This is a genomic window from Polyangium sp. 15x6 (assembly GCF_029960785.1).
GTDB lineage: Bacteria > Myxococcota_A > Polyangia > Polyangiales > Polyangiaceae > Polyangium.
In genome coordinates this window covers 37,413-48,785 of the sequence record NZ_JASBQE010000091.1, presented here as the reverse complement: position 1 = coordinate 48,785, position 11,373 = coordinate 37,413, and the positions used below count along the sequence as shown (strand labels likewise).

Here is an 11,373-nt window from a genome sequence, read left to right as displayed (position 1 = left end):
CGGCGGCTACGGTGGCGGTCGCAGCGGCGGTGGTGGTGGCGGCGGCGGCGGCGGCGGCGGCGGCGGTCGCGGCGGTGGCGGCGGCGGTCGTCCCGCGCCGGATCCCGGGCCCCCGCCGGATGATTTTGGCTACGACGGCGGCGACGACATCCCGTTCTGATCAAGGCGAAGGTCGCGGCCTTCGCGCGAGAAGCACCGCGACGAAGAGCACGCCGATCCCCAGGCCGAGCAAGGCCGCATCCCGCGGCCGCTCGGCAGCCATCAAGATCGTACGCACGAAGAGGCTCGGCGGCGGCGGCGGCACGAGCGACGCGAGCTCGGCGTTCGTCACGAGGTCGGCACAGCGCTCGCTCGCGCGTGGCTCCTCGCAGACGAACGTGCACAGCACCGCCTCGCTCGCGGCGCCCTCGAAGCCGAGCACGTGCCGGCCCCGGAGCACGACAGGCTTCTCGCCACGCGTGCCCTGCCCCGTGAGCGCCTGCTCGAAGCGGCCCTCGTGCCGCGTGATGCCCTCGGCATCCCATCGCTCGAGCGTGAGGCCGTCGGACACCGCGCCCCGCGCGATCGACGTCGCCATGCCGAGCACGATCTCCTCCACGCCCGGCGCGAAGCGGTCCGAGGGCGCCTCCACGCACGCGACGCGCAGCCTGAGGCCCGCCTCGTCCACGAAGCCACGCCGGAGGCCCACGCGCGCGCCTTTCAGGCTCGACACCACGATCTGTGGCAGCGCCTCGGCGCGCTCCTCCGTCGCGCCCACGGGCACGCCGAAGCGCACGATCGCTCCGCCGGAGAGCGCCTCCTCGCGCCGCTCGCTCATCGCGCGCCGCTCTAGCTCTTGCGCCCCGTGGCCTTGGGCTCGTCGAGCTCACGCATCATCGCGACGAGCTCGCTCCGGATGTCGAGCAGCGCCTCGCGCATCCTTCGCGCTTGCTCCACGCTCGGATCGTCCTCGCCGGGCGGCTCGATGCCGCCTTCGCGGAGCTTACGACGCGCGCCCGCGATCGTGAAGCGGTGCGCGTAGAGCAGGTCCTTCACCTTGAGCAGCGTCTCCACGTCGCGGCGCGAGTAGACACGCTGCCCTTTGGCGGACTTCTGCGGTCGGATGGAGCGGAACTCGCTCTCCCAGTAACGGAGCACGTGCGGCTCGACGCCGACGATCCCGGCGACCTCTCCGATGCGGTAGTAGAGCTTCGCAGGAAGCTCTCGACGCCCGGACAAGCCGCTCACTCCTCCGCGACGGCGGAAGCCGCGGCGCCGCTCGCCCCAGCGACGCGCGGGTTCAGCGCGTGCTTGAGGATCTGGCTCGCCTTGAAGGAGAGGACGCGGCGCTCGGTGATCACGATCGGATCGCCCGTCTGCGGATTTCGGCCCTGACGCTGGCGTTTGTCGCGCAGAACGAAATTGCCGAAGCCCGAGATCTTGATCTTCTCTCCGCGGCCGAGGGTCTCTTTCATCGTCTCGAAGACGAGATCCACGAGGTCCGCCGACTCCTTCTTCGAGAACCCCCCGAGCCGACCGTAGACGGCTTGTACGATTTCGGCCTTGGTCATAGACGAAGTCCCGCCCTTGCGACGCCGAGGATAAGAGCCCGGGCCAGGAATATCCAGGGGGGAGTGATGTGGAAAGGCGAGGAGGGGCGCCGCGGCGGCGCGTGAGGGGCGAGACGATCAGGCGGCGAGCTTGCCGACGGGCTGCTCGGCAGCCGTGGGCTCGCTGGGGCGCTCGCTCGGCGTGGCGAGGAGCATGGGCGCGGTCTCGCGGCGGCGCGCCGACTGCTCGTGCGCCACGAGCATCGCCACGTAGCCGTAGCCGATCGTGAAGAGCGCGGCGAACGGCGTGGCGAAGTAGTGGCCCGTCTGGATCGAGGCGACCGTCGAGCCGAACGAGAGCAGGCAGAGGCCCGTCTCGAGGAGCGGCAGGTCGGCGCGGGCGCGGTAGCGGCCCTTGTTCGTGCCGTGCTTCGGGGTCCGGACGAACTCACCGGCCATGTGGCGCATGCCCTCGAAGACCGCCTTCGAGAGGTGCGGCGCGAGGCCCGTGCCGAGGGCGATGAGCATCGGCAGCCGCGTGAGCACGTTCGCGCGGCTCCGGCCCTGGGCCGCCTCGGCGAACATGTAGAACGCCGCGAGCGAGCCCGTCGTGGCCACGCAGAGCGGCAGGTCCACGATGAGCATCGTGAGCGTGTCCGTGGCCGGCAGGAGCACGAGCGCGGGCAGGAGCAGCACGCTCAGGGTCACCATGAGCGGGTACGCGAAGTGCGGCGTGAGGTGGAAGAGCGCCTCGAGGCGCTGCGCGAAGCTGATGTTCGACGAGAGCACGCGCTTGAGGAGCTTGCGGGCCGTCTGCACAGTGCCCTTCGCCCAGCGGTACTGCTGCGCGCGGAGGGCCGAGACGTCCTCGGGCAGCTCCGACGGCGAGACCACGTCCTCGCGGTAGACGAACTTCCAGCCCGCGAGCTGCGCGCGGTAGGAGAGGTCGAGGTCCTCGGTGAGCGTGTCGTGCTGCCAGCCGCCGGCCTCGTGGATCGCGTTCTTGCGCCACATGCCGCCGGTGCCCGAGAAGTTGAAGAGCAGGCCGGCGCCGTACCGCGCGCGGTTCTCGACGAGGTGGTGGCCGTCGAGCATGAGCGCCTGCACCTTCGTGAGCACCGAGTGCTCGCGGTTCAGGTGGCCCCAGCGCGTCTGGACCATGCCGATCTTCGGGTCCGCGAAGTGACCGACGATGCTGCGCACGAACGAGGGCTGCGGGATGAAGTCCGCGTCGAAGATGGCGACGAGGTCGCCCTTCGCGACCTTGAGGCCCTCGTCGAGCGCGCCCGCCTTGTAGCCGACGCGGTTCGTCCGGTGCAGGTAGACGGCGTCGACGCCGCGCTCGCGCAGGCGGTCGACGTGCGCGCGGACGAGCGCTTGCGTCTCGTCGGTGGAGTCGTCGAGGACCTGGATCTCCAGCTTGTCCGCCGGGTAGTCCATGCGCGCGGTCGCCTCGAGCAGGCGAGCGGCCACGGTGGACTCGTTGAACAGCGGGAGCTGGATCGTCACGCGAGGCAGGTCTTCTTCGGCCACGTGGGGCATTTGCTTCGCGCGCTCGATCTCGCGGCGATGCCGCAAGCACAGGATCACGAGGTGCAGCCGGTGCAGACCGTACGCGCTGAGAGCGAGGAGGACGGCGAAGTACAGGACGACGAGCATCGTGTGGAGCATCGTGCGCGCCTCCCTCGGGCGCAAAAAAACTGCGGAACGACGAGGGAGTACCAGAGGCCGGCCGTCATAGTTGTCATGGACTTGTAAAACGTTGTCTCGGTTTGTCTCTGCTCGTCACGAGCTGCCGCGACTCCCCGGCCGCCCGTGACAAGTCCTGACGAACCTCGACACTTCGCGAAGCCTCGTGACGACCCGGAGACGGCCGCCGCCTCGCGCCGCCCATGCACGCGGGTTACCTTCCCATGGTGAACGACCGATCCGTGCAGACGACCCGCGCCGCGCTCGAGGACCTCAAAACGCGGCACATCGCCTTCCTGAAAGCGCGGCTCACCTCGCCCGCCGCGCGCGCCGAGTGGCAGAAGACCGTGGCCGACGTGCTCGACGAGCTCAGGTTCGCGCCGCTCGGTCGCCTCGTCGAGCCGAGCTCGCTCGCGCGGGCGCTCGATTCGGCGATCACGAAGCAGACCGTGGACGGCTCGCTCAGGCCCGCGATCGAGCGGCTCGCGCGCGAAGCGCACGCGCTGCTCGTGAAGGAGCGCGCGACCATCGGATCGTTCGTCCCGGAGCACGCGCAGAAGGACCTCGCCGCCCTCTTCGCGCGGCCCGACGTGCTGCCGCCGAAGCTCGTGCGCGAGATCGCCGAGAGCGAGGCCGCGCGCGAGGTGATGCGCGAGGTGATGCACGACGCGCTGAAGCAGTTCTCCGAGCGCGTGAACCCGTTCGTGGCGGAGTGGGGTTTGCCCTCGCTCATGAAGAAGCTCGGGCCGTTCGGCCTCGGCGGCGTGGGCAAGTCCATCGACGGGCTGCGCGTGGACTTCGAGAAGCGGCTCGATCCGGAGATCCGGAAGTTCTTGCTCGGCTTCTCGCAGAAGGCCGTGAAAAACGCGGCCGAGTCGATCCTCGCGCGGGCAGGGGAACCGCCGTTCGTGGCGCTGCGGCAGAGGCTCGCGGGGTTTCTCCTGGAGCAACGGTTCGCCGAGGTGCTGCTCGACGTCGGGGCGACGAAGCAAGGCACGCGGATCGGCGTCGACATCGCGGCGCACCTCGCGGCGAACGAGGAGCTCGCCGCGCGGCGGCGCGCGTTCGTGCTCGCGTGGGTGAAGGAGAACGAGGCGAAGCCGGTCTCCGAGGTCTTCGCGTCGCTCGGGCTGCCGGACAAACCTCCGCGCGAGATCGTCACCGCGCTCGCGGACGCGACGTTCCCCGCGCTCACGGCGACGATCGGCACGCCGGCCGCGCAAGCGTGGCTCGCGTCGATCGTGGCCGAGTTTTACGACGGGCTCGTGGCTTCGGATGAGCCCCCTCCCGCGGGCGCGGGAGAGGGCTAGAGAGGCGGGACTTCAGGCCGCGCGGCGGCGGCGCGTCGCGAAGAGGAGGCCCGCGACGAGCGTGAGCGTGAGGGGCAGCGCGCCGCCCTGCGCTGGCGCGGTGCGGCAGCCGCACCCCTCGGGAGTCGTCGGCTCGGGCTGGGTGTCCGGCGGCGGCTCGGCTTGGCACTGGCCCGCCGAGCCCGACGTCGACGTGCACACCTGACCGTCGGGGCAGCCGTTGCCGTCCACGCCGCGGCAGCCGGCGACGCAGCGCTGATCCTGGCAGATCTTGCCGCTCGACGCGTCGCCGCAGTCGGCGTCCGTCGTGCACTCGGGCTGCGTGAGGTCGTCGCCGGCGAAGAGCGGGTTCGTCTCGCCCGGGTCGATCACGCCGTTCAGGTTCGCGTCCTCGGCGCCGTCGAGCTTCGACCCGCCGTCCGTGTCCGCGACGAGCACGAACGTCTTCGTCGCGCCGTTGTCCGCGTCCGCAATGCACTTCTGCGCGGCCGGGTCCGTCCCCTCGCCGTCGCACGAGCGGCCCGCCTCCGTGCCGTCCGCGAGGCCGTCGTTGTCGGCGTCGGCGTCCTTCAGGTTGATGCCGCCGTCGCCGTCGGTGTCGTCGCTCGGGTTCGGCTCGGCGCCGTCGAGCAGGCCGTCGTCGTCCGAGTCCGCGTCGTTCACGCCCGTGCCGAGCGCCTTCTCCAGCGCGTCGCTCAGGCCGTCGCCGTCGGCGTCGATCACGTCCGCGTCGTCGGACCCGGCCCTCGGGTCGAGCTCGCCCGCGTTGACCACGCCGTTCAGGTTCCCGTCCTCGGCGCCGTCGCTCACGCCGCCGCCGTCGGTGTCGCGTGAGACGGGCGAGGTCTTCGTGCCGCCGAGATCGCCGTCGGCGCGGCAATGACCGGCCATGGCGTTCGTCGCCGGGTGCTGGCAGCCCTTGCCCGCCTCGGTGCCGTCGAAGAGCGCGTCGTTGTCGCTGTCGACGTCACGCACGTTGACGATCCCGTCGCCGTCCGTGTCGTCGCTCGGGTTCGACTCGTCGCCGTCGAGCAGGCCGTCGTCATCCGAGTCCGCGTCCTTCTCGTTCGTGCCGAGCGCCTTCTCCAGCTCGTCGCCGAGACCGTCGCCGTCGAAGTCCTTCGTCAGGTTCGCGTCGCCGGGGTTCTCGGGGTTGCCCTCGTTCATGTCGACGACGCCGTTCAGGTTCGGGTCCTCCGAGCCGTCGCTCTTGCCGTCGCCGTCGCTGTCGGGGTTCAGCGGATCGGTCCCCGTCTGACCCGAGTCGCCGTCGGCGCGGCAGTGACCGAACTGCTCCTCCGTCGCGGGGTCGTTGCAGTCCTTGCCGAGCTCGGTGCCGTCGAACAGGCCGTCGTCGTCGCTGTCGGGGTCGAGCGCGTTGATGAGCCCGTCGCCGTCGGAGTCCTCGTCCCAGAGCGGCTCCTCGCTGTCGATCACGCCGTCGTCATCGCTGTCTGCGTCGTCCGGGTTCGTGCCGACTTCCTCTTCGAGGCCGTCGTGCAGACCGTCGCCGTCCTGATCGCCGCAGCCGTTGTCGATCACGTCGTCGCAGTCGTTGTCCTTGCCGTCGCCGCAGACCTCGAACACCGGCGCGCCGGGCACCGCGGTGCAGGTCACGCCGCCCATGGCATCGCAGACCTTCACGCCGCTCGCCGTGCACTCGCCGAGGCCGTTCGTGCAGGCATCGCCGAGCCCGAAGTCCTCGTCGGCCACGCCGTCGCAGTCGTTGTCCGCGCCGTCGCACGCCTCCGTCATGGGGACGCTGGGGACGGCGTCGCACATCGTGCCGCCCGCCGCGTCGCAGATGAGCTTGCCGGCCGCCTCGCACACGCCGTTGCCCACGATGCACGCCGTGCCGAGGTTGAAGCCCTCGTCGGTCGTGCCGTCGCAATCGTCGTCGACCGCGTTGCAGGTCTCGGCGATGCTGCCGGGCGCGACGTCGGGGATGCACTCGAGCACGCCGGCGTTGCAGTTCGTCAGACCCGTGCCGCAGACCGGGGGAAGGTTCGTCGGGCAGACCGTGCCGGCCTCGGGGTTGTTGTCGTCGTTCGTGCCGTTGCAATCATCGTCGATGCCGTTGCAGATCTCGGGCATCGGATCCTTCGCCACGGCGGTGCATTCGACGTTCGGCCCGACGCACTGCTCGATGCCCGTACCCTGACAGGCGCCGATGCCGGTCGAGCAGGGTGTGCCGTACACGGCGCACTCGGGCACCGTGACGGTGAGCGTACAGTAGCCGCTGACGTTGAGCTGGTTCGTGTAGATGACCGCGAGGACGCGCGTGCCTTCCTCGCCGAGGCCCGGCGACCAGGTGAGGTTCGTCGTGAAGGGGCTCGGCTTGGTCGTGCCGGGGATCGGGTTCAGGACGCCGAACGAGCCGATCGACGTCATCTTGAGGAACGAGTTCGACGTGCCCGTGAAGCTCGTGTTGAACGTCTGCCCCATGTCGACGACGTAGTCGCCGGTGCCCGTGCACGTGGGGATCGGCGACTGCACGAGCTCGATGATGAAGTCGAGCGCGGCGCTGCTGATGTTGCCGTTGTTCGGATTCTGCGACTCCAGCATCACCTGGACCGCGTACCTCGATCCGGCCACGCCGCCGTTCGTGTCCCAGGTGAGCGTGCAGCCCGGGGGGGAGCTGCTCACCGCGAGCGTCGGGGCCGCCTGGGTCGACGCGATCTTGGGCGGATGGTGCGTCGTCGCATAGGTGGGGTTCGGGATCGCCTCGGGGATGGTCGAGAAGCGACAGGTGACCGGCGCCCCGTCGGGGTCGACGGCGGGGATCTGGATGGTCCGGATCCCGTTCACCTGCATCTGGATCATCGCGGGGACGACCGAGACAGGGTTGCCGGTGTTGCCGGGCGTGAGGTCGACCTTGGCCTCGACGCGGAAGTACTCGTCGTGCGCGTTGAGCAGCTCGGAGATGCGGCAGCAGTCGCTGAAGTACGCCGTGTACTGCCCGGGCGCGTTGTACGTGTGCGTCGCGGCGTAGCGATAGAAGTGGTACTCGTCGCCGGACGCGTCGTAGCCCGAGCCCACGAAGTTACCCTGCGTATTCGGGTTGAACCCGCCGTCACCGAAGTAGAGGGTCGTCGACCCGATGAACGACTCGACGTGCCACGCCATCGTGACCTCGAAGCGCACGGTGCGTGGGGCCGATACCGGATCGGGGACGCTCCACGTGACGTTGCCGTAGCGGAAATGGGTCGCCTCCGCGCGCCCTGCGAACACGAAGACGCAAAGCGCCGCAAGGACGGCGAGGAAGCCCTTGAATTTCGACATCGGTCCTCCGGGAAGGGCGCGAACGAGGCGAAGCCTCGGCGAGGGCGCGCCGGGGGGAAGGTGGGCGCGCCTCATCCCTTGGTCGGTCCTTCGACCAGGGGGGCGAATCGTCGCCTTTCCCGCTGCGCTGCGCAAGCGCGGCGCGCGGACACACCTACGTGTCCGTCGAGCCACGACGAACACGAGGGCCCTTCCGAGGATCGAGATGTCTGGTCAGGAAAAGTGCGCCGCAGCTTCGACGGCCGACTCGATGTGGCCCAAGCCGCGCGCGGGGCAGGCAGGAACGGCGGGGGCGAACGCCTCGACGTCGAGCAGAAGCTCCTGCCCCGCCTCCTCCGTCAGGAGCACGAGCGGCAGCCGGGGATACACCTTGCGCACCTCCTCGACCTCGGCGTGCGGATGATCCTTCGTCGCGAGCACGAGCACGTGCGGCCTGCGCGACGAGACCGCGCTCCGGGCCCCGTCCAGGGCAGAGCAGGTCGACACATCGTAATGATGCGCGGAGAGGAACGACGCGAGATCACCGGCGCTCCTGGGGTTCTCGTCGATGACCAGGACGCGTATCGATGCGTTATCCATGATGGTTCGCCCTTAGCAAAAGACGCGCCGATGGGCCCAAGAACCGGCGAACCCGCAGAACGTGGGTTCGGCGCGGCGCACGGGGCAGCGCGGTGCGATCGCGATTGCACATCACGTGCCGCGTCATTTCGCAGCGGGCGCGATCGGGAGCGCTAGCCGCCGAGGTACGCCGCGCGGACCTCTTCGTTCGCCGCGAGCGCCTTCGAGTCGCCGGTCATCGCGATCTCGCCGGTGCGGAGCACGTACGCACGCATGCTGTATTTCAGCGCCAGACGCGTGTTCTGCTCGACGAGCAGGATGGTCGTCCCGGCCTGCGCGACGCGGGCGATCGCCTCGAAGATGTCCGCGACGAGCCGCGGCGCGATGCCGAGCGAGGGCTCGTCGAGCAGGAGCATGGAAGGCCTGGCCATCAGCGCGCGGCCAATCGCGAGCATCTGCTGCTCACCACCGGAGAGCGTGCCGCCCTCCTGCTTCATGCGCTCGCCGAGGCGCGGGAAGAGGCGCACCACGTCCTCGAGCGTCTCGTCCATCGTCGACCGGTTCCTGTGGTTCCAGGCGCCGATCTCCAGGTTCTCGCGCACCGTGAGGTTCGGGAAGATCGCGCGGCCCTCGGGTACGAGCGAGATGCCGACGCCGACGATCTCCTCGGCCGGCACAGCCGCGAGGTCCTTGCCGTCGTAGACGACCTTGCCCGCGGCGATCGGCAAGAGGCGCACGATCGTCTTCAGCGTCGTCGTCTTGCCCGCGCCGTTCGCGCCAATCATCGCGACGATCTCGCCGCGGCGCACCTCCAGGCTCACGCCCTTCAGCGCCTTGATGCCGCCATACGAGACGGCGAGGTTCTCCACGACGAGCAGCGGCTTGCCCGTCTCGGCCGTCGGGGCCTTTCGCGTCGGGTGCGCGGTCTTCACGTCGCGGCCTCCTCCTGATCCGCGGCAGCGGACGCGGCCTCATCCGGGGTCTCTTCGCCGAGGTACGCGGCGAGGACCTTCGGGTTCTTGCGGATCTCCTCGGGCGTGCCGTGGGCGATCGTCTCGCCGTGGTCGAGCACGTGGATCTCTTCGCACACGCCCATGACGACCTGCATGTTGTGCTCGACGAGGATGACCGTCAGATCGAAGCGATCACGCAGCCAGCGGATCTGCTTCTTCAGGCCCTCGGCCTCGCCGTAGTTCATGCCCGCGGCCGGCTCGTCGAGCAGCAGGATCTTCGGCTCGAGCATCATCGCGCGGGCGATCTCGAGCCGCCGCTGGTTGCCGTAGGAGAGCGAGGTCGAGGTCTCGTCGGCGAGCTTGTCGAGGTCGAAGATCGCGAGCAGCTCGATCGCGCGGCGCTGCATCTCGGCCTCGTCCCGGAAGAACGAGGGCGAGCGGAGGAGCGCGGAGAAGAGGCCCGAGCGCCGGCGGTTCTCGCAGGCGACGAGCACGTTCTCGAGGACCGTGAGCTGGCCGAAGAGGCGGATGTTCTGGAACGTGCGGGCGACGCCGCGGCGCGCGATCTGCGCGGGCTTCAGCGCCGAGAGCTCCTCGCCGTCGAACCGGATCGACCCGGAGTCCGGCTTGTAGACGCCGGTCACGAGGTTGAAGACCGTCGTCTTGCCCGCGCCGTTCGGGCCGATGAGGCCGAAGATCGAGCGCTCGGGCACCTTGAAGGTCACGCCTCCGACGGCGCGCAGGCCGCCGAAGGTCTTGGTCACGCCCTGGAGCTCGAGCGCACTCACTTCTCCGCCTTTCCGGTGAGGGGCCCCGTCTCGTTCTCGGGATTCGCCTCCACGTCGGTGCGCGCCGGCAAAGGCTCGGGCGGGGCGTGGCTGACACGCTGGCGAGGCTTGCGCCGGAGGATCTCGCGCTCGCCGAAGATGCCCTCGGGGCGCAGGATCATGAGGCCGATCAGCACGGAGGCGTAGACGACCATGCGCAGCGCGTTGAGGTCGAGCGCGGGGTAGGCCGCCTGGAGCGCCTGCACCGACTCGAAGCGCTGGAGCTGCTCGATCATCTTCACGGTGAACGTGACGAACACGCCGCCCACGATCGCGCCCGACACGCTGCCCGAGCCGCCGAGGATCACCATCGTGATCGCGTCGAACGAGTAGGCGAAGGTGAACTGATCGGGCTGCACGGTGGGGTTGCCGTTGCGCATCGACGCGAGCATCGCGCCTGCGATGCCGGCCCCGGTCGCGGCGATGACGAACGAGGTCACCTTGTACCGCGTCGGATCGACGCCCACGCTCGCCGTCGCGATCTCGTCCTCGCGCAGCGCCCGGAGCGCGCGACCCCAGCCCGAGAACTTGAGCCGCCACGCGATGATCACCGCGACCACGGTCGCGCCGAAGATCCAGAACGGACCGGCATACTGAGGCACGCCGTTGCGATCGGGCCCCGCGTAACCGTTCTGCCCGCCGAGGTAGGCGAGGAACTGCGCGATCGGCCCCTCGACGTCGCCGCCCGTCTGCGCCGTCGCGATGACGAGCCGGAAGATCTCCGCGAAGCCGAGCGTGACGATCGCGAGGTAATCGCCGCGGAGCCGGAGGCTCGGAAGACCCACGACGAACCCGAAGATCGCGGCCACGCCGCCCGCCGCGAGGATCGCCGCGGGCATGACGATGAACGAGTTCGAGAAGAGGATGTCGTCGACGCCGAGGGCCTTGTGGATGTGCCCTGCGACGATCGCGGCCGTGTACGCGCCGATCCCGACGAAGCCCGCGTGGCCGATGGAGAACTGACCGGCCATCCCGTTGATGACGTTCAGCGAGAGGGCCACGACCACGTTGACCAGGGCGAACAGCACGAGCTGTTGCAGAGCCACGTCGGGCACGAGCGTGTCGAACGCGAACTCGAGCCCCACGACGGCGCCGAGGAGGGCCAGCGTGACCAGGATGCGGCGCAGGAGGGGGTTGGGCGACGCGGCTCGGCTCGTCCGAGCACCGTCTGCCAGCGTCGAGGGGGGCATGGGCGGGTGAAAACTCGCGCGACCGGCTCCCACGG

At 69.8% G+C, this 11,373-nt stretch carries 10 protein-coding genes; 1 reads left to right on the top strand and 9 read right to left on the bottom strand.

Features of this window, described 5'->3' with window-relative positions; all coding sequences use genetic code 11:
• Positions 1-160 precede the first annotated feature (160 nt).
• The 4 genes from QHF83_RS41380 to QHF83_RS41365 all read right to left on the bottom strand — a co-directional run bounded on the left by QHF83_RS41380 (position 161) and on the right by QHF83_RS41365 (position 3,200).
• The gene (locus QHF83_RS41380; protein WP_282423614.1) at positions 161-817 is read right to left on the bottom strand and encodes a hypothetical protein; all 657 of its coding nucleotides are present in this window, start codon (positions 815-817) and stop codon (positions 161-163) included.
• Between the two features lie 11 nt (positions 818-828).
• Positions 829-1,218, bottom strand: a complete 390-nt coding sequence (locus tag QHF83_RS41375; RefSeq protein ID WP_282423613.1) for a MerR family transcriptional regulator — start codon at positions 1,216-1,218, stop codon at positions 829-831.
• A gap of 5 nt (positions 1,219-1,223) precedes the next feature.
• Positions 1,224-1,550, bottom strand: a complete 327-nt coding sequence (locus tag QHF83_RS41370) for an integration host factor subunit alpha (protein WP_281313081.1) — start codon at positions 1,548-1,550, stop codon at positions 1,224-1,226.
• 117 nt (positions 1,551-1,667) lie between these two features.
• Entirely contained in the window at positions 1,668-3,200 is a 1,533-nt protein-coding gene (locus QHF83_RS41365; RefSeq protein WP_282423612.1) for a cellulose synthase family protein, read from the bottom strand.
• A gap of 245 nt (positions 3,201-3,445) precedes the next feature.
• On the opposite strand from QHF83_RS41365, the gene QHF83_RS41360 reads away from it, so the two are divergent.
• Complete coding sequence (locus tag QHF83_RS41360) at positions 3,446-4,528, top strand: hypothetical protein (RefSeq protein WP_282423611.1); 1,083 nt, start codon at positions 3,446-3,448, stop codon at positions 4,526-4,528.
• Between the two features lie 12 nt (positions 4,529-4,540).
• Here QHF83_RS41360 and QHF83_RS41355 read toward each other — a convergent pair whose 3' ends face one another.
• The 5 genes from QHF83_RS41355 to QHF83_RS41335 form a co-directional block, all read right to left on the bottom strand.
• Complete coding sequence (locus QHF83_RS41355; RefSeq protein ID WP_282423610.1) at positions 4,541-7,810, bottom strand: MopE-related protein; 3,270 nt, start codon at positions 7,808-7,810, stop codon at positions 4,541-4,543.
• Between the two features lie 213 nt (positions 7,811-8,023).
• Positions 8,024-8,389, bottom strand: a complete 366-nt coding sequence (locus QHF83_RS41350; protein ID WP_282423609.1) for a response regulator — start codon at positions 8,387-8,389, stop codon at positions 8,024-8,026.
• Between the two features lie 152 nt (positions 8,390-8,541).
• Entirely contained in the window at positions 8,542-9,300 is a 759-nt protein-coding gene (locus tag QHF83_RS41345) for an ABC transporter ATP-binding protein (protein ID WP_282423608.1), read from the bottom strand.
• Complete coding sequence (locus tag QHF83_RS41340) at positions 9,297-10,109, bottom strand: ABC transporter ATP-binding protein (RefSeq protein WP_282423607.1); 813 nt, start codon at positions 10,107-10,109, stop codon at positions 9,297-9,299. Before QHF83_RS41340 ends, QHF83_RS41345 begins: the two co-directional genes overlap by 4 nt.
• Entirely contained in the window at positions 10,106-11,338 is a 1,233-nt protein-coding gene (locus tag QHF83_RS41335) for a branched-chain amino acid ABC transporter permease (RefSeq protein WP_282423606.1), read from the bottom strand. The genes QHF83_RS41340 and QHF83_RS41335 overlap by 4 nt, the downstream gene beginning before the upstream one ends.
• Positions 11,339-11,373 lie beyond the last annotated feature (35 nt).

Bases quoted from the DNA above. Each gene is read 5' to 3' on its own strand.
- QHF83_RS41380 (WP_282423614.1), bottom strand. From the start codon at position 817: ATGAGCGAGCGGCGCGAGGAGGCGCTCTCCGGCGGAGCGATCGTGCGC.
- QHF83_RS41370 (WP_281313081.1), bottom strand. From the start codon at position 1,550: ATGACCAAGGCCGAAATCGTACAAGCCGTCTACGGTCGGCTCGGGGGG.
- QHF83_RS41365 (WP_282423612.1), bottom strand. From the start codon at position 3,200: ATGCTCCACACGATGCTCGTCGTCCTGTACTTCGCCGTCCTCCTCGCT.
- QHF83_RS41355 (WP_282423610.1), bottom strand. From the start codon at position 7,810: ATGTCGAAATTCAAGGGCTTCCTCGCCGTCCTTGCGGCGCTTTGCGTC.
- QHF83_RS41350 (WP_282423609.1), bottom strand. From the start codon at position 8,389: ATGGATAACGCATCGATACGCGTCCTGGTCATCGACGAGAACCCCAGG.
- QHF83_RS41335 (WP_282423606.1), bottom strand. From the start codon at position 11,338: ATGCCCCCCTCGACGCTGGCAGACGGTGCTCGGACGAGCCGAGCCGCG.